The organism is Solwaraspora sp. WMMD792 (assembly GCF_029626105.1).
Taxonomy (GTDB): Bacteria; Actinomycetota; Actinomycetes; order Mycobacteriales; family Micromonosporaceae; genus Micromonospora_E.
Genome location: NZ_JARUBH010000009.1, coordinates 4543899 through 4562228, shown reverse-complemented (window position 1 = coordinate 4562228; position 18330 = coordinate 4543899). Strand labels below are relative to the sequence as shown.

The following is an 18330-nucleotide window of genomic DNA, read 5'->3' as shown; positions in this document are numbered from 1 at the left end:
GTGAGATTGTCCCGCTCGGTCAAGATGGCGCTCGCCGTGGCAACCGGCCTGGCGCTGACCTTGGCGATCAGTCCATCGACCGCGTCGGCGGCCGGTGGCGCGAGTTCGGCGGCGCCGGCCCCTGCCGCCGGAACGTCGCAGGCGACCTGGCATCTGTCCGACTACGAGCAGCGCGCCTGTCTCCCGGCCAACGTATCCAACTTCACGTACTTCGTTGGATTCGTCGCCGGGTCGTGGTCGACGCCCCTGCACGTCGACATGCACGGTCTGCCCGAGGGTACGGACTACGGCCTGCCGGTTCCGATCCCGCCGGGGTCGAACGGCGACCGGTACGTCGGCATCGCCTGGGTGGCGATGACCCTGCCGCCGCTGGACTTCGGGGAGTACCGGGCCGAGATGACGCTGTCGGACGGCGTGGTGACCCAGCGCATGCCGATCGTGATCAAGATCCAGGAGCGGTGGGGGTGTGGGCTCTGATCAGCTCGCTGCAGGTCGTCCGCGACCTCGGGTGAGTTGATCCAGGCGCCACAAGCGAGGACCTCGCCGCGGGTGTGGCCGGCTTGTCGCCGACCACACCCGCGACGGGGTCCGCACTGGATCCGTAGGCGGACTACCCGGCTGAGCAGGCGGGGGTCATGCCGGTGCCGGTACCGGTGCCCTGGAAGCCGAACTCGGTCGACTGGCCGGCACCGATGTTGCCGTTGTAGCTGACGTTGCTGAACTGGACGGTGCCGCTGTTACCGCTGCGGCTGGCGTTCCAGGCGTTGGTCACGCTGGCACCCGACGGCAGGGCCATCGTGACCGACCAGCCGTTGACCGGCGAGGAGCCGGCGGTCACCCGTACGGTGGCGACGAAGCCGCCCGGCCACTGGTTGACCGACACCGTCGCCGTGCAGCCGCCAGCCGGTGGCGGGGTCGTGGGCGGCGGGGTGGTCGGTGGCGGGGTGGTCGGTGGCGGAGTCGTAGGTGGCGGGGTGGTCGGCGGTGGAGTCGTGGGCGGCGGAGTTGTCGGCGGAACGGTCGTCGGTGGCGGAGTGGTCGGGCCGTCGGCGAGGGTCGGCGTCGTCCAGTCCCGCCACTGGGCCAGGTTGCCGGACTTGTTGCTGGCGATCCGGAAGGTGCCGGCCGCACTGCCGGTGTTCAACAGGTACTTCTGGATGTGCTGCTGCAGTGGGGTGCGCCACTCCGACCGGCTGGCGCAGTGGCTGCCGTCGGAGACGGCGGACCAGTAGGTGATGTTCTCGTACGCTCCAAGTGCCCGGTAGATCTCGGCGCCGCCGAGCGCGGCGACGCTGCCGGACTGGGCTGCCAACCAGTCGATGTGCGGGTTCTCCATGATGAACAGGCCACGTGGGGCGACCATGCCGACCATCTGGTGGGTGTCCACCGGCAGGCCGGCCGGGTTGCCGGTGTACGAGCCGAACGCGTCGCCGAGCCACGGCTGCTCGCCGTACGCGCTGCTCAGCGGCTGTGCCCCGGCTTCCTGGGCGATCGCCCGGAAGGCCGGCGCGCCGCCGCTGCCCGACTCGATCGGCATGGTCAGCGCCACCCGCTGGTCGAAGACGCCAGCCACGAAGGCCCCCTTGCCGAACCGGGAGCAGCCGGTGACGCCGATGTCGGTCCGCAGGATGTTGCCGCCGGACTGCTCGATGACGTCGATGATCCGGCTGACCCCCCACGCCCAGGCCATCAGCAGTCCGGTGCTGCTGGACGATCCGTAGATGCTGTAGAACGCCCCCTGCTTGTTGCTGCGTCCGGTGCCTTCCTGGCCGACGGAGAACGGGTCGAAGCTGATCACGGCGGCACCGGCGGACCGGATGGTGGCGGTGTCCGCGCCGAATCCACCGTAGACGATGACGGCCGGGTGGGGTCCGGATCCGCTGGGCAGTTGGACGCCGGCCGAGAAGCTGGAGCTGCGGCCGTTGTGCGAGACGTTCACCGTGATGGTGGAGCTGGTCACGGTGCCGGTGACGGTGGCCGGCTTGGCCGGCTTGTCACCGTAGACGTACCGTTCGGCCTGCTCCCGGATCTCGGCCCGCCGGCAGACCCACTCGGCCTTGGTGGTGATCCGCGAACCGTCGATCTTTCGGAACGGATCTGGAAGTCGGGAGTTGGGGCTGAAGGAACCTGGATTGGGTACGGGGCAGTCGGCGCCCTCGTCCTCGACGTTCGAGGCGAAGGCGAGGCTGCCGACGGCGGCGTCGGCGGTGTGGGTTCCCGCCAGTGCTGTCATGGCTCCAGCGACCGCGAGGGCTGCTGTGGACAGCACGACGACCGCCGGACGGATCATCGAGCGGCCCGAGCTGATGGTCACCAGGGCTCTCCCTTCTGGCTAGGTGATGGTCGCGACATCGATCGAAGATCGCGGATGTCACAGCGATAAGTTTCGAACGATACAACGAAACGTGTCAATGGGTTGGTGGCTAGTCGGCGCCAAAGCAGACAAACGCGGCGGCGGTCGCGTGCCGGGCCCCGGCCGCACCGTCCGGCCCGGCGGCGAACGCCTGCTGTGCCCGGGCCAGCGCCACCGCCGGAGCATGTCCGGCCAGCATCTCGCGGTGCAGCTCCAGCATCAGCGCGGTGGTCAGCTCGCCCGGCACCGGCAGCACCGTCGCGATCAGGCAGCGGGTGCCCAGCGCCAGCAGCACCGCGGTGAAGCCCATCACCTCGTCGCCGGGGCGGACCCCGGCCAGCCCGGAATCACAGGCCGACAACACCACACAACCGGGCGGGCTGGTGATCCGCTCCAGTTCGTACGCGGTCAGCGGTCCGTCGGCCAGCTCCAGTGTGGAAAACAGTGGGTTGTCCGCCCGGAACCGCCCGTGCGCGGCGATGTGCGCCAGCCGCGCACCGTTGAGCGCCCCGGTCACCGCGTCGGCAGTGGCGGCGGCACCGGTGAGCGTGCGGGAGCCGGGCAGCACCGCACCGAGCTGCCGTACCTCGGTCTCGGCGGCCGGCAACCGCGGCCCGGCCACCAGCACCGCCGGCCCGCCGGCAGGCTGCACCCCGGCAGGCCGCGGGTCTGCCCCGCCGGTGCGCCGGCCGGCGGCCCGCAGCCACGCCGTCGCCGACGGCGCCACGGTCACCGCCCGGCCCGCACAGGTCGGCAGACCCGACCACGGTACGGCGTGCAGGTCGCCGATCGGCACGATCACCAGCGGACGGTCGGCGATCAGCTCGCGTACCGGATCGAACAGTTGCCGGTCCAACACGCCGGCGGTGTGCCGCACCCCGGCCCGCGCGTCGGCGCTGTCGCCGGTGGTGACCAGCCGGCGCAACCCGAACCGGTGCAGCCGGGCCACCCGTACCGCGTCGGTCAGCGACCCGAGATCGTGCAGCGTCGGCCGGCCGTCGCGGACCAGCACCGCGAGCAGCCGTTCGCCGTGCGCCACCAGCTCCAGCAGTACGGCGGCACCGAGCGCCGCGGCGAGGTCGGTGACCCCGGGCGGCGCGAGCAGTTCGCCGCCACCGTTGACCCCTCGGGCCAGCTCCCGGATCCGCTGCTCCAGCCGGGCCTGACTGCCGCGCAGCGTCTGCACCGGGTTGCCGGCCAGCAGCGCGTCCTCCAGCGCGGCGCTGACCATCCGTAGCTCGGTCAGCGCGGTGGCCAGGTCCGGATCCGGTGGCGGTGAGACCCGCCGCATCCGCAGCGCGTTGGCCCGCCAGCGTTCCGCCCAGGTCAGCACCTGCGCCGGCGCGCCCCGCCGGATGGCGATGTCCAGGCCTTCGGCGGCCAGCTCCTTGCCGTACGTCCCGCTGTTGGCCCGCAGCTCGGTAGCGCCGAGCGAGGCGCGGTGCCCGTCGAGTACGGCCAGACCGTGGCGCAGCGCACGGGCCGCCCCGGACTCGTCGCCGGCCAGCCGGTGGCGCAACGCCAGGGCGTACCACCCCTGGGCCCGGCGGGGCGCGGTACCCCGCCGCCGGGCGTCAGCGGCGATCTCCAGCAGCTCGACCGCCCGGCTGTGCCGACCCAGCGTAGTGGCCAGCCGGGCGGCCTCGATCCTGCTGGTCAACGCCGGTCCGGGCCAGCCGGTGGCGTCGAGCTGGTCGGCGGTACGGATCATCGCGGCGAGCAGTGCGGGGGACCGGGTGCCCCGGGCGTACCCGGCCCGCAGCTCGACGTGCCGGGCGAGGGTTGCCCAGGCCCGCCGGCCCTGCCGTCGGAACCGGCTACGCGCCGCCCCAGCGGTGTCGGCTGCGGTGGCCAGGTCGCCGGCGAGCAGCGCGGCCCGTGCCTGGGCGAGCAGCGCCTCGGCCAGGTCCGAGGCCATCCCGAGCCGGCGCAGCTCGGTCACGGCGGTCTCGGCCACCGCGACCGCCTCGTCGATCAGCGGTACGGACAGCAGCAGCTCGAAGCGGTCCAGCAGCAGCGCGGGGCGGGGCACCGCGAGTCGGCGGTACTCGTTGTCGACCTCGGCGAAGCAGTGCAGCGCGCCGGCCACGTCGCCGCGTTGTCCGGTGGCGATGCCGCTGTTCCACCGGGCGTCGGCGGCGGCCAGGTCCAGCCCGAGCTGGCTGAAGATGGTCGCGGCGCGGTTCAGGTCGTCGTCGGTGTCGGCATCGAGGTGGGCGTTGAGGTGGGCGTTGAGCAGCCCTCGGTTGTTGCGGGCGCGCGCCTCCAGTAGCAGGTCGCCCTCGCGGCGGGCGATCTCCACCGCCTGGTCGTAGTCGCGGACCGCCTCGTCGAACCGGCCCCGGTAGTGCAGCACCACGCCGCGCTGCATCCGGGCCCGGCCGGCGTCGGCGCCGGTCAGCTGCGGCAGGGCCAGGGTGACGACCCGCAGTGCGGCGGTGGTCCGGCCGGCACTGGCCAGTACGTAGCCGAGGCTCATCCGGGCAAGTGCCCGTAGCCGGGCGTCGTCCCCGGCCCGTACCGCCCGGCGCAGGTGGTGTGCCGCGCCAGTCAGGTCGTTGAGCTCGCGTAACGCCAGCCCGATAGCGCGTTCCGCAGTGGACCGGGTGCGGGCGTCGGGCGCGTCGGCGAGCACCCGGTGGGCGATCGAGATGGCCTCGTGTGGGTAGCGCTGGACGGTGTCCAGGGCCCGCTGTGCCAGGTCGACACCGGAATCGGCGCGTTCGGTCACGAGACAGAGAATTCCCCACCCGTGCATCCAGGTCAACGCCGGCACCCGGACGCCAGTCACTTAATTGACACATAACTATCCTTTGAAATTATCGTGTCGGTCCCGTAACCTTCTGTGGTCGCCCTCGTGGTGCCGGCCCCGTCTCCTACCCGCTTGGAGGGTCAGGTGTCGCCCGACCACCGTCACCCCGTGCCGGGTCTCCCCGGGCCGGTCTCCCGTCGGCGGTTGATGGGATGGTCCGCGCTGGCCGCCGCGCTGCTGCCCCTCGGTCCGGCGACCGGCTGGTCGCACCCGACCGGCCGGGCCGGCACGCCCGGACCCGCCGACCGGTCCCTCGACCAGAGCTACCAACGGGCGTTCCGGGAGATCCTGGCCGCCCACCCGGCGGTACGGCGGTACACCGCGGCAGCCGGTAAGGAGTTCCTCTACCGTCCCCGGCAACTACTGGTCGCCCCGGCCGACGTCGAGCGGGTGACGGCCCGGCTGCGCGCCGACGGCCACCAGGTCACCGAGGACGACGGCTTCGCTCAGGTCGGCCGGCTGCGCTTCGACCGGGAGACCGACATCCCGGCCGTGGTCGACCAGCTCCGCGACCCGCGCCAGTGGCCCGGCGGGCGGGCCCCGCAGGTGCAGCCACACCACGTCCTGCTCGGCTTCGGCAACATCATGGGCAACCCCGGTGGACCACCACGGGTAGCGGCCGCGCTGCCTCCGCCCGACCCGACCCGGCTCGGTGAAGGGGCCGACGTCACGGTCGGCGTCTGCGACACCGGCATCTGGCGGCTGGCCGGCGACGTGCACCCGGACTGGCTCGGCGGCAGCTACCTGCCGGAGCCCGACGACGAGGACCCGCTGTACCTCGGCGGCACCCAACTGGCTCTGCAGGGTGGGCACGGCACCTTCGTCGCCGGTGTCGTACGGCAGGCCGCCCCCGGCGTACGGGTCGACCCGGAGTCCGCACTGGACGCCAACGGCATCGGCGACGAGGAGAGCCTGATCGCCGCGATCGGCCGGCTCGGCCAGCAGGTGTCGGTCATCAACCTTTCCCTCGGCTACTTCACGCAGCACGACCAGCCGCCGTTGCCGCTGGCCAACGCCCTCGCCGCGCTGCCCAAGACGACGAAGGTGGTCGCCGCCGCCGGCAACGCGGGCACCAGCCGCCCGTCCTGGCCGGCGGCGCTGCCCGGGGTGCTGGCCGTCGCCGCCCTCGACGCGACCGACGGCGTCCCGGTGCCGGCCGACTACAGCAACTACGGCTCCTGGGTGGACGCCAGCGCGTACGGCGACCGCACCAGCACGTACGTCGACGGGGAGATGGTCCTGCCCGGCCAGCCGGTGCTGCACTTCGACGGCTTCGCCGCCTGGGCCGGCACCTCCTTCGCCACCGGCCACGTCTCCGGCCGGCTCGCCGCCCTGATGACCAGCGCCGGGCTGGACGCGGCGGCAGCCGCGGCGGTGCTGACCGCCGGCCCGGCCTGGCACCCCGACTACGGCGTGCTGGTCGGATGAGCAGTCCCGACGCCGTTCCCGATCCGGCGCCTGCTCCCGATCCGGCGCCGGCTACCGTCCCCGACCTGGTTTCCGCTGCCGCCGCCGGCGACGAGACTGCCTGGGCCGCGCTGGTCCACCGGTACGGCCCGCTGGTGGCGACGGTGATCCGCAGCTACGGACTCGGCCACGCCGACGCCGCCGACGTCAACCAGACCGTCTGGCTGCGGCTGGTCGAGCACCTGGGCCGGCTGCGCGAGTCGCACGCACTGCCCGCCTGGCTGGTGACCACCACCCGACGGGAGTGTCACCGGATGCTGCGGCTCGGTCGGCGTACCCAGCCGTTCGACCCGTACGATGAATCGACCGACGCGCATGTCGGTGTCTTCCGGCTGGTCGACCCGACGACTCCCGACGAGGATCTGCTCCGGGACGAGCGGCGCCAGGCACTGCGTGACGCGTTCGCCGAGTTGCCGCCGCGCTGCCGGGAACTACTCGCGCTACTCGTCGCCGACCCGCCGGCCAGCTACCGTGAGATCGGCGAGCAACTCGGCATGCCCACTGGAAGCGTCGGTCCGACCCAGGCCCGATGCCTGGCGAAGCTGCGCAACTGCCCAGCCCTCGCCCCGTACGTCAGGATCGGCCCGCCCGGGGAGAAGCAGGGGAACGGAGGTGAACGTGATGCGGCAGTGGCCACCACACAGTGACGACGAGCTGCTGATCGAGCTGGGTGCCGCCCTGCGTGACTCCGGACCGGTGCCGGAGCACTTCCTGGCCGCGGCACTGGCCGCGTTCAGTTGGCGGACCGTCGACGCCGAGCTGGCGGTCGCCGAGCTGACCTTCGACTCGGCTTGTGACCTGGAGCCAGCCGGGTCGACCCGGTCCGGCGGTACCGACCGGACCCTGACCTTCCGGTCCGGCCCGGTGGTTCTCGCCGTCGAGGTCGCCGCGAGCGGGGTGGTGGGGCAGCTCTCGCCGGCCGCGCCGGGCCGGCTCAGCGCCCGGTCCGCCGCCGGGCAGTACGAGGACGTGCCGGTGGACGAGGCTGGGTTCTTCTCGATGGGCGTACCGCCGACCGGCCCGGTGCAGCTGCGGGCCAGCACCGCGACGTACAAGGTCCGGACCTGCTGGGTCAGCCTGCGCTGAGCCAGCAGATCCGGACCTCGGCGGGACGGAGGTCACGGGTCCCGGACGCCACCTCCGTCCCTGCCCTGCGAGGTGGCTAACGGTCCTGCTTGCTGACGGTCACGTCGTAACGCACACCACCCAGGTCGGCCCGGTCGGAGCCGTCGATGTCCGGGCCGAACTGCGTCACCAGTACGGCGATCGGCTTCTCGACCGGCTTGGTGGCGGTGAACAGCAGTCGCATGGTCAGCCGCTCGTTGCCGCGCAGCATCAGGTTGTCCAGGCTGGCCTGGCCCGGATCGACGATCTCGACCCGGTTGCGGCCCGCTTCCCGGATGCCCTTGCCAGCCATTCCGCCCTCGACCCAGCGCGCGAACAACGTCGGCCCGAGATCCACCACGAGTCGGCCACCGGCGGTGCGCAGCGGCGCGCCGTCCTCGTTGAAGACCACGCTGTTGCGGGTCGGCTCCCGCAGGACGTTGCCGATCGCGAACGGCCGGACCTCGGTCGGCCCGTTGGGTGCCAGCGCCACCGAGTCCACGTTGCGCCAGGCGATGTTGTTGTTGTTTCGCGTGTTCTGCGGGGTGTCCGGGCCCTCGACGGTCATCGGGTCGTTGGCGGAGACCCACCGGGTGAGCAGGCAGAAGTGCCCCGGCCCGGGGACCCCGTTCCACGGGATGGTGACCGTGGTGATGCCTGGGGCGACCGACACCGAGGTCCAGCCGATCTCGGTCCAGTCAGTGGGCCAGGACGCGCCGCCGCCCGGGGTGGTCCGGTAGACGTGGAGTTCACCCTGCTCGGTCACCGGGTTGCCGTACGGTCCGGGGTTGCGCAGCTTGACGAAGATGTAGTTGGTCTGCCCGATGATCGGGTTCTGGCTGACCGCACACTCCACGGCGGTGTTGCAGACCTTGATGTCTGGGCTCTGCCAGATCGAACCGATGTTGTGCGGCTGGAGTCCGACGTCGGACGAGTTGTCCATCATATAGACGTCGGCGGCCGTGCCGGCTGCACCGCTGCCGGTCGACCGGTCGAGGGCTGCCGCTCCTGCCGAGGTGACCGGCAGCAGCAGCGCTACGGCGGCAGCGGTTACCAGGGCGAGCGTTGATCGACGTACGCGTTGCGTCAGTCGCGTGGACAAAGGTTCCTCCCGAGGTAGGGGTGTGGAAGGCAGACCGTGACGGTCACGGTCGCGCGGGGTGGATACCTCTACCGAGAGAGATCGATGGACAGAAATACCTCTGGTGGGGTGGCGGGATCGGCAGATGGCGAAAATTGCGGCGTCTGGTGCCAAGCCCCGGGTTCTATGGGGAGCCGGATAGCTGCGTCTCAGGGTGTGGTGACCGGTGGGCCATGCTGGTCGGCGCCCCGGCCGGTCCGGCGCTGCGGATCAGAACAGGCGCCACTGCTGCTGCGGAACGTCGACACAGGTCCAGATCTGCAACGGGGTGCCGTTTCCGGCTTCCGGGCCACGCACGTCGAGGCACTTGTCGTGCAGCCCGCGCAGCTCCCCGGACGGTTCCAGGCGCCACTGCTGCCGGGGCTCGTCGGTGCAGGTGGACAGCTGGACGGGAGTGCCGTCGCGGGCCGTGTCGTCGGGCAGGCTGATGCACTTGTCGCCGAACCCCCGCAGCCGCGCGCCGTCCCAGACCCAGCGCTCCTCCGGTGCGTTGATGCAGTCCCACAGCTGCAACGGGGTGCCGTCCCGCGTATCGGGTCCGCGCACGTCGACGCAGCGGCTGGCGAACAGGCTCTGGATCTGCTGCGGCGCACTCGACGGGGCGACCACTACGGCGGGGCTGGGCGCTGTGGAACTGGTCGTCGTCGACGATGCCGTGAGCCGGCCCGGTGCCGCGGACGGTGGGGGCGCGCCCGGTGCCGTTGGTGTCGGCGGCACGGTCGGTGTCGCGGACGTCGGGGGAGCGCTGGGTGCCGTTGGTGTCGGCGGCACGGTCGGTGTCGCGCCCGGTGAGGGCGCGCCCGGTGCCGTTGGTGTCGGCGGCACGGTCGGTGTCGTGGGCACCGCCGGCACCGCTGATGCCGACCGCCGGTCCTCGGTCACCGCCCATCCGGCAACCCCGAGTGCCAGGACGGTGACCGCCGCGATCGTCACGAGGTACCGGCCGGGCCGCCGCCCGGTCCCAGCGCCGTCCGGCCGGGTCGTGGTGGGACCGGTGCCGTCGGCGAACCGGGACGACGCCACCGCCTGCCGGAAGGCCTCCGCGTCGGCGGGACGGTCGTGCGGGCGGGCCGATGTCGCCCGGGTGAGCAGCCGTTCCAGGGCCGGCGGTACCGACGACGCACCGTAGGCGACCTCGAACAGGGCCTCCAGGGTGCGACCGGCCGCGTACAGATCGCTGGCCACCGTCGGCTGGCAGGTGCGCAGTTCCGGGGCGAGGAAGTAGGCGGTGCCGGAGAAGTGCATCCGGGTGTAGTGGTCGATCTGCCCGACCAGCCCCAGGTCGCACAGCTTGGCCCGGCCGTGGTGCAGCAGCACGTTGGCGGGCTTGACGTCGCGGTGCAGGTGGCCGATCTGATGGACCGCGGCCAAACCGGTCAGGATGTCGTCGGCGACCGTGAACGCGTCGTCGACCGGGATCGAACCGGACCGCAGCGCCGCCGCGAGCGACGTGTCGCACAGCTCGGTAGCCAGCCACGGTGCCGCGTCCGGACGGGTCTCCGCGTCGAGAAGACGTACGATGTTGTTGTGTCCGGCGAGCCGGCGCAGCACGTCGATCTCACGTCGGATCCGGCCCCGATCGTGCTCGTGCAGATCCGGCGGCCAGAACTTCAGCGCGACCGGCAGGTCCAGCGGCTCGCTGCGCGCCGCCCACACCTGCGCCTGGCCGCCACTGCCGAGGAGCCGGTCCAAGCGGTATCCGGGCGGCGGGTCGGGTCGTTCGTGGCTCGTCACCGGCTGCGGTGCCACCGGATCCGTCAGCGGCGGGTGCGGGTCCGTCGCTGCATGGTCCGGCTCCCCGGCCCGGCTGTTCATCCACCCTCCGAGATCGCCAACAGGTGAACATCGTCCCGGGTTATCCGCTGGTACCGGACCAGCAGCAGAGCCACCTCGTAGTAGTCGGGCAGGGTCAGGCCGGTGAGGCGTCGGGCCTGGTGGGCGTTGGCGTTGCGTCGTTCGTTGACCCGGCGGGCCAGCCGCGGGTCGGCCTTCGTGTACACCGAGCACAGATGGGCGACGTCGTTGCGCACGATCTTGAGACTGGGCTGACCGATCCTGGCCATCACCTCCCGGTACGCGGCGGGCAGCACGCTGCCCGACAGCAACGGCTCGCACAGTGCGGCCGCCAGCCGCCGGAACTGGGGTGGCACGTCCGGCACCACCGACACCGTCGGATCCTCGTCCACCGGTTGCAGCACCGCGGGCGAGGGTTGGTGCAACTGATGGACGTCGAGCCGGCACCCGTCGGGGGCGGTGACGGTGGCGACCGGTGCCGGAATCGAACAGGCGTACCCGCGGGCATGCCGGTCCGGGCGGCGACGCAACGGTTCCTCGGCGGGCTGGCCGGGTTCGGTGACGAAAAGCTCGTGGGACGTGGAGAGGTTGCGCAGCCACAGCTCACCCTCGGACCGCCAGATCTCTCCGGCGACCCGGGTCAGTTTCTGGGTGTTCATCGCCGACCAGATGACGATGTCACACGAGCGGTCCCGACCGAATGTGCGGCGTTGACCGTCGACGAAGAACTCGAACACTTCGTTCTGCCTGGGATCGTCGGGTGCCGCCACGTAGGTAACCGTCAGCAGCGGGGTGGTGATTTCCTGTTCCCGCCAGGGTGGCATGGTACCGCCCTTCTCCGAGCCCTCGCCCTTCTCCGAGCCCCGCCGGTGGGTCCTCTATCTGTGGTGTACGTGGATTCTGGCAGAGACGACAAACACCTGTGCAGCTCGTCATGATCGAAGATGGTGAGATGTCCGCCACTGCGTCGTGGGCAGGCCTGCCCACGACGGTGCTTGCTGGGCAGGTCTGCCCCGGGTTGCGATGTGCGGGGCTGGCGGCAGCGGTCCCATCCCTCGAAGGCCGTTGCCGTCCTGGAAGGTCGTTGCCGTCTTGCGGGTGCCGCGCGGTCGCGTTCACCCGGTCCGGCGGCCAGGGAAGTGACCAGGGGATGAGGGTGGTGGGCATGAACCGTTCTATCGTCCAAAAAGGGCACCACCGACGAGCGGCGGACATGGTGACTTCCAACGCCGAAGGGTCACCGACGCAAGAACCGGCACCCGACGAGACACTGGGTGAACATCTGATTGCGCAACGACAGCCGTTGCTGCGTTACCTGACCAAGATGCTCGCCCCGGACCTGCATCTGGCCGAGGACATCGCGCAGGAGGCACTGCTGCGGGCGTTCATCTACGCCGACCGCATCGAGTGGCGGACCCGCCCGATCCTGCCGTGGCTGCTACGGATCGCGCACAACCTCGCTGTGGACAGTCGGCGCCGAGACCGCGCCGCGCCGGTCGGCATCGCCGCCGAGGCGTTCGTCACCGCCCCCCGGGTCCGCGACGTCGCCGACGGTGTGGTGGACCGTCATGTCCTCGTCGACGCGCTGCGGCGCATCTCCCGACCGCAGCAGGAGGTGATCGCCCAGCTCTACCTGCTCGGCAGGGGAGGTGACGAGGCAGCTCGTCACCTGGGCATTCCGCCGGGCACCGTCAAGTCCCGGACCTTCACCGCCGTTCGCTGCCTGCGCGCCCAGCTCGACGGTGGGATGGCCGCGTGAGGACCCCGGGCCTGTTCGGGGACACCGCCCTGTTCACCCGGGTCCTCGGCCTGGCGGCGCTGCTGATCCTGGCGGTCGTCCTCGCGCACCGGCTGGCGTCGCGCTTCGGCGGGTGGGCGGCGGTGGTTCGGCGGCTGCGCAGCGAGACGGCACTGACCGTGGCCGCCTACGTCACCCCGGTCCGCCGCTGGCTGCGGTACCGCAGCCAGCGGCGGCTGCTCGGGGCGGTGCTGCGCCGCCCGGACGTGTGGCAGGACGCCGAACGGGCGATTCGACACGCCTACCGGACCACCGCCGGGCGGCCCGGCCCGGGTGGACACCCACCTGCTCAGCCGTACGGGGCGCTGATCGAGGAGGACCGGGTCGGGGTGCTGGTGCTCGGCCGGGACGTTCCGGCTCCGCCCGTGCCGTGGACGGCCGACGAGGAGGACCCGCGACTGTGGTGGCTGTCCCGACCGGACGCGGCCACGCTCGCCCAGGAGCCACCCGGCGCCCCGACGGTCCTGCTTGTCGGTCTCGGCCTCGCCGATCGAAGGATCGCCCTGCTCGACCTCGCACAGGGGCCCGCGCGGGTGTCGGTGGACGGCGATCCCCGGACGGCGACGGTGCTGCTCCAGGCCCTCGCCGCGCAGCTCGACCGGCGCCTGCCTGCCGGATCGGTGCTGGTCACCGAGGGGGTCCACCCGCGGTACCGGGGCGCCACCGCAGAGCTGGCGAGCGCGGTGCTCACCCGGCGAGAGCCGGGGCCCCGGTGGGCGGTCTGCGCGACGGACCCGTCCGTCGACCCACCGCCCGACTCGAATGCGCGGCTGCTGGTACGGGGCCCGGGGCGTGGCCGGGTACGGATGCTCACCGTCGACGGGGCGGGATGGTTGACCGTCCACGGCACACCACTGTCCGTCGCCGTCACCGCACTGCCCGCGGCGCTGGCCCGGGTGCTGCCCCACGTTCCGCCGTACACCCCGCCGGCGGGTCCGCTCGAACCGGTCGGGGAATGGCGCGACACGGCTCTCGGCCGCTCCGCGCTCCACGACCCCGGTTCCGGCTCCGGGTCGGAAACCCTGGCCGGTGCCGACACCATGCACCTCGCCGGCCTGGGTGTTTCCGCCGCAGCCGGGACGGTCCCCACCGATCTGCTGGCCGCCACTCCGCAGGAGGCCGCCGCCCGGCGGGCAAACGCGGCGTACTCCGTGTCGACCGGAAGAGGGGCGACCGACCGGTGAGACTGATGATCACCACAGTCGACGCGGTCGACGGCGACCGTCGGGAACGGGTGGTGGACGCCGCGCAGACCATGACCGTCGGCGAACTGGCCGCCGCGTTCGACCGACCCACCGCCGACCCACCGGCCGCCGACACACCCGACGCCGCCGGCCGCCCCGGCGCTCCGGACCGTGCCCCGACCGGTGGTGGCCGGTCCGTCGGGGGTCCGGTCGGTCGGCCGCTGTTCCTCGGCGGACGCCGACTGGACCCGGCCACCACGGTGGGTGACAGCGGAATCTGGGCCGGTGCCCTGATCGGCGTCGGTGGCCCGGTCGAACCGGTCGACCAGGTCCGGCGCGCCGTGCCCCACCCCGACGAACCGGTGCTGGCCGAGGTGCACCTGGTCAGCGGCCCCGGCGCCGGCAGCACCTGGCAGCTCGCCGCCGGCAGCCACGAGATCGGCCACGACGAGCGGTGCGCGGTGCGGATCCCCGACCCGGACGGCCCGGCCGGCGGCCTCTGGGTCACCGTCACGGTCCACGGCGGCGCGTACTGGCACCTCACCGCCGACATCGACGAACAGGTCCGGGCGGCATCCGTCGTCGCGCCCGCCCAGGCGAGTCCGCTCACCGGGCGTCCCATCGGCGAACCCGACCCCGGCGAGGACGACCCCGACGATCCCGACGAGGCCCACCTGCCGGTGGCGTCGACGACCGCCGACGTCGACGTGGCCGACGTGCCGTCGGGCGCCACCGCCTGGCCCTGCGGGGAGGACCTGGTCGTGGGGTCCGTGCTGCTGCGCCTCACCGCGCCGGTCGAGCCGGACGCCGCCGTGGTGCCTTCGGCCGACGGATTCGGCCTCGACTACAACCGCCCGCCGCGGATCGCTCCGCACCTGGACACCGACCGGGTGCGGCTGCCGACCCCACCCGGCCCACAGCCGCCGCCGCGGTTCCCACTGCTGCTGGTCGCCGCACCGGCGGTGATGGGCCTGGGCATGGTGTGGCTTTTTCAGTCGTACCTGTACTTCATGTTCGTCGTGCTCAGCCCGGTCATGGGGGTGGCCAACTGGATCGGTGGCCGCCGGACCAACCGGAGGGAGGCGGTGAAGAGCCGGCGCCGCTACGGCGCCCGGCTGCGCCGCACCTACCGTGCCATCCACCGGGCCGTGCGCCACGAACGGCGGGTACGCAACCACACCGTCCCGGACCCGGCGACGGTGGCCCTGATCGCCACCGGCCCGGGCAGCCGGTTGTGGGAACGTCGCCGCCGCGACCCGGACCATCTGGTGCTGCGGATCGGCACCGTCGACCAGCCGTCCGCGAAGGCTGTCGACGACCCGGCCCGCGACGACGGCGGCGAGGTGCGCTGGAACGTGCCGGACGTCGGCATCGCCGTGGACGTGGCCGAGTCGGGCGTGATCGGGGTGGCCGGCACCGCGGCCGCGACCCGGGAACTGGCCCGCTGGTGGCTGTTGCAGGCAGCGGTCCTGCACAGCCCTCGGGATTTGCGCGTGGTGGTGCTCACCGAGCCGGACCGCGCCGACGGGTTCGCCTGGGTGCGTTGGCTGCCGCACGCGGCGCCGATCGGCGCCAACGGCCCGCTGGTCGCTGTCGGCACCGACCCGGAGAGCGTCGCCAACCGGCTCGCCGAACTGGTGTCGCAGATCGAGAACCGGGAACGGGCCCTCGGCTCCTCCATGTCGCGGGCGATGTTCACCGATCCGGATCTGCTGGTGATCGTCGACGGGGCCCGCCGGATGCGTGACGTGCCGGGGCTGGTGCAGGTCCTCACCGCCGGGCCGCAGGTGCGGGTGTTCAGCGTCTGCCTCGACGAGCGGGAACGCCTCCTCCCCGAGGAGTGCACCGCCGTCGTGGCCGCTGACGCGGACGGGTTCGTGCTGCGGCGCGGCGGGGTGCCGGACCTGGCCGACATTCGTCCCGACCGGGTCACCGTGCAACTGTGTGAGCAGGTCGCCCGTTCCGTCGCGCCGCTGCGCGACGTCAGCCCGCACAGCGACAGCGGCCTCCCCGAACAGGCCCGGTTGCTCGACCTTCTCACGCTCGAACCACCCACGGCGGCCGCCGTCGTGCAACGGTGGCGACGGCGCCCGGCCAGCACGGCGGTGCCGATCGGGCTCGGCTACGACGGGCCGCTGGTTCTCGACCTGGTCCGCGACGGGCCGCACGGGTTGGTGGCCGGCACCACCGGATCGGGTAAGTCGGAGCTGCTCCAGTCGCTGGTGGCTGGCCTGGCCGCCACCAACCGGCCGGACGAGATGGCCTTCGTCCTGGTCGACTACAAGGGAGGCAGCGCGTTCCGGCAGTGCGCGATGCTGCCCCACACCCTCGGCATGGTCACCGACCTGGACGCGCACCTGGCCCAGCGGGCCCTGCAGTCGCTGGCCGCGGAGCTGCGCCGGCGCGAACATCTGCTCGCCGAGGCGGCGGTCAAGGACCATTCGGCGTACCGGGCCCGGCGGGCGACCGGCACCGAGCTTCCGCCGTTGCCACGGCTGCTCCTGGTCATCGACGAGTTCGCGACCCTGATCCGGGAGATGCCCGAGTTCGTCACCGGCATGATCTCGATCGCGCAGCGGGGCCGGTCCCTCGGCATCCACCTGGTGCTGGCCACCCAACGCCCGGCCGGTGTGGTCACCGCCGACATCCGCGCCAACACCAATCTGCGGATCGCGTTGCGGGTCACCAACAGCGGGGAGAGCCAGGACGTCATCGAGACCAGCGAGGCGGGGCTGATCTCCCCCACCACGCCGGGGCGGGCGCTGGTGCGCACCGGCGCCGGGCAACCGGTCCCGTTTCAGGCCGCGTACCTTGGCGCGGAGCGTCCCGGCGCCCGACCGACGGGTGCCGCCAAGCATCGTCGGCCGGTGTCGGTGGCCGAGGTTCCGGTCCAACGGCTCGGTCGCCCGATCACCACCCCGGTGCCCGAGGGTGTCGAACCGGACCCGCCCGAACCCGTCCCGACCGACCTGGACGCGCTGGTCGACGCGATCGTCCGGGCCGCCGACCTGCTCGAGGACTGTCCGCCGCAGCCGAGCCCGTGGCTGCCGCCGCTGCCCGACCACGTGGTCGTCGACGACCTGCCGGCGGTGTCCCGGGAACAGCCGGTCCCGGCGGCGCCACCGCCGGTGCCGTACGCGTTGCAGGACCTGCCGTCGATGCAGCGCCGACAGGTCGCCGTGATCGACTTCACCACGTTCGGTCATTTGTACGTGGTCGGTGCGCCGCGGTCCGGGCGTACCCAGGTGCTTCGCACGATCGCCGGGTCGGTGGCGCGGGCCGTGCACCCGAGCGACGTGCACGTCTACGGCCTTGACGCGGGCGGCGGTGGGCTGGTCGCGGTGGAGGCGCTGCCGCACTGCGGCGCCGTGGTGTCCCGCCACGACATGGAACGGGTGGAGCGGCTGCTGCGCCGACTCGGGCAGGAGCTGAGCCGACGGCAGGAGTTGTGCGCCGAGCATCACTGCGCGGGCCTGACCGAGTTGCGCGGGCTGCTCCCCGCCGCGCGGCGTCCGGCGCACCTGCTGGTGCTCGTCGACGGCTGGGATGCCCTCGTGCCGCTGCTGGAGGAACACGACCACGGTCGGCTGCTCGAGGACATGTCCCGGCTGCTGCGGGAGGGCGCCGGGGTCGGCATACACCTGGTGATGACCTCCGAACGGTCGCTGCTGGGCGGTCGGCTGGCCGCGTTCAACGACCACAAACTGCTGCTGCGCCAGTCCGACCGTGCCGAGTACCAGGCGGTCGGGTTCCTGCCGAGCAGGGCACCGACCCATGTGCCGCCCGGCCGGGGCTGGGAGGCGGTCCACCAGGTCGAGACCCAGGTGGCGCTGCTCACCGCCGACCCGGCGGGCAAGCTGCAGGCGGAGGCGCTGCGGCGGATCGGCGCCGAGGCCCGGTCCGGCGTCGGTGCCCCGGTCGGCCCCCGACCGTTTCCGATCGCCGCCCTGCCGGCCCGGATCGAGTTCGCCGACGTCCTGGGCCGGGTGCCGGACGAGGACCGCAGGCCGTTGCGGGCACTGCTCGGCGTCGGCAACGACGACGCGGGGCCGGTCACCGTCGATCTGATCGGCGCCACGTCGACGTTCGTGATCGCCGGGCCGACCGGGTCGGGACGCAGCAACGCACTCGCGTCACTGGCCGTGTCGTTGCTGGCAGGCGGGACCGCTCTGGTGGTCCTCACCCCGCGTGAGTCGCCGTTGCACGCGCTCGGCCGGCACCCGGCGGTGCGCCTGCTGGCCGACGCCGACCCGTCGGCGGAGTCGGTGCAGTCGGCACTGGACAGTCTCACCGGCCCGCGGGTGGTGCTCGTCGACGACGCGGACCTGCTCGCCTCGACCGCTGCGGACCGGGTGCTGCGCGAGGTGGCGGCGACCGGCCGGGACCACGGTATGGCACTGGTCTGCGCGGGGGCGGTCGACTCCCTGAGCATGGCCATGGGCAGTTGGCTCAGCGCGGTGAAGCGGTCCCGGCGGGGACTGGTGTTCCAGCCGCGCACGCCGGCCGAGGCCGACCTGGTCGGTCTGCGGTTGCCGATGAACCTGCTGCGGGGTGTGTCACCGGTCGGTCGGGCCTGGACCGCCGGGGCGCACGGTACGGCGGTGGCGGTCCAGGTGCCGCTGACTGCGCTGCGCGGGGACTGAACGGCCGGGGCCGGGCGGGTACCCACCCGCCCGG

Annotated in this window: 12 protein-coding genes; 7 read left to right on the top strand and 5 right to left on the bottom strand. The window is 72.6% G+C overall.

The window, feature by feature from the left end; translation table 11 throughout:
- Positions 1 to 477: a DUF5980 family protein gene (locus O7629_RS21235; RefSeq protein ID WP_278171257.1), complete on the top strand. Its 477-nt coding sequence runs from the start codon at positions 1 to 3 to the stop codon at positions 475 to 477.
- A 133-nt stretch (positions 478 to 610) separates the two neighbouring features.
- On the opposite strand, the gene O7629_RS21230 is transcribed toward O7629_RS21235, so the two are convergent.
- Both O7629_RS21230 and O7629_RS21225 read right to left on the bottom strand, forming a co-directional pair.
- The gene (locus O7629_RS21230; RefSeq protein ID WP_278171256.1) at positions 611 to 2314 is read right to left on the bottom strand and encodes a cellulose binding domain-containing protein; all 1704 of its coding nucleotides are present in this window, start codon (positions 2312 to 2314) and stop codon (positions 611 to 613) included.
- Positions 2315 to 2423: 109 nt separating this feature from the next.
- On the bottom strand, positions 2424 to 5144 hold the full coding sequence (locus O7629_RS21225) for a CHAT domain-containing protein (protein ID WP_278171255.1): 2721 nt from the start codon (positions 5142 to 5144) through the stop codon (positions 2424 to 2426).
- A gap of 129 nt (positions 5145 to 5273) precedes the next feature.
- On the opposite strand from O7629_RS21225, the gene O7629_RS21220 reads away from it, so the two are divergent.
- The 3 genes from O7629_RS21220 to O7629_RS21210 are packed head-to-tail and all read left to right on the top strand — an operon-like array spanning position 5274 to position 7718.
- Positions 5274 to 6593 carry a S8 family serine peptidase gene (locus O7629_RS21220; RefSeq protein ID WP_278171254.1) on the top strand — a complete coding sequence of 440 codons (1320 nt, stop codon included), beginning with the start codon at positions 5274 to 5276 and terminating at the stop codon, positions 6591 to 6593.
- Entirely contained in the window at positions 6590 to 7279 is a 690-nt protein-coding gene (locus O7629_RS21215) for a sigma-70 family RNA polymerase sigma factor (protein ID WP_278171253.1), read from the top strand. Before O7629_RS21220 ends, O7629_RS21215 begins: the two co-directional genes overlap by 4 nt.
- Entirely contained in the window at positions 7254 to 7718 is a 465-nt protein-coding gene (locus tag O7629_RS21210) for a hypothetical protein (RefSeq protein ID WP_278171252.1), read from the top strand. Before O7629_RS21215 ends, O7629_RS21210 begins: the two co-directional genes overlap by 26 nt.
- A 76-nt stretch (positions 7719 to 7794) precedes the next feature.
- On the opposite strand, the gene O7629_RS21205 is transcribed toward O7629_RS21210, so the two are convergent.
- From O7629_RS21205 to O7629_RS21195, 3 genes are all read right to left on the bottom strand, one after another.
- A complete protein-coding gene (locus O7629_RS21205; RefSeq protein ID WP_278171251.1) occupies positions 7795 to 8838 on the bottom strand; it encodes a hypothetical protein in 1044 nt (347 codons plus the stop codon).
- Positions 8839 to 9087: 249 nt separating this feature from the next.
- Positions 9088 to 10692 carry a serine/threonine protein kinase gene (locus O7629_RS21200; protein WP_278171250.1) on the bottom strand — a complete coding sequence of 535 codons (1605 nt, stop codon included), beginning with the start codon at positions 10690 to 10692 and terminating at the stop codon, positions 9088 to 9090.
- Positions 10689 to 11495, bottom strand: a complete 807-nt coding sequence (locus O7629_RS21195) for a hypothetical protein (RefSeq protein WP_278171249.1) — start codon at positions 11493 to 11495, stop codon at positions 10689 to 10691. The genes O7629_RS21200 and O7629_RS21195 overlap by 4 nt, the downstream gene beginning before the upstream one ends.
- Positions 11496 to 11884: 389 nt before the next feature.
- On the opposite strand from O7629_RS21195, the gene O7629_RS21190 reads away from it, so the two are divergent.
- The 3 genes from O7629_RS21190 to O7629_RS21180 are packed head-to-tail and all read left to right on the top strand — an operon-like array spanning position 11885 to position 18296.
- The gene (locus O7629_RS21190; protein WP_278171248.1) at positions 11885 to 12430 is read left to right on the top strand and encodes a sigma-70 family RNA polymerase sigma factor; all 546 of its coding nucleotides are present in this window, start codon (positions 11885 to 11887) and stop codon (positions 12428 to 12430) included.
- Positions 12427 to 13653, top strand: a complete 1227-nt coding sequence (locus O7629_RS21185) for a hypothetical protein (protein WP_278171247.1) — start codon at positions 12427 to 12429, stop codon at positions 13651 to 13653. The genes O7629_RS21190 and O7629_RS21185 overlap by 4 nt, the downstream gene beginning before the upstream one ends.
- A gap of 5 nt (positions 13654 to 13658) precedes the next feature.
- A complete protein-coding gene (locus O7629_RS21180) occupies positions 13659 to 18296 on the top strand; it encodes an FtsK/SpoIIIE domain-containing protein (protein WP_278171246.1) in 4638 nt (1545 codons plus the stop codon).
- Positions 18297 to 18330 lie beyond the last annotated feature (34 nt).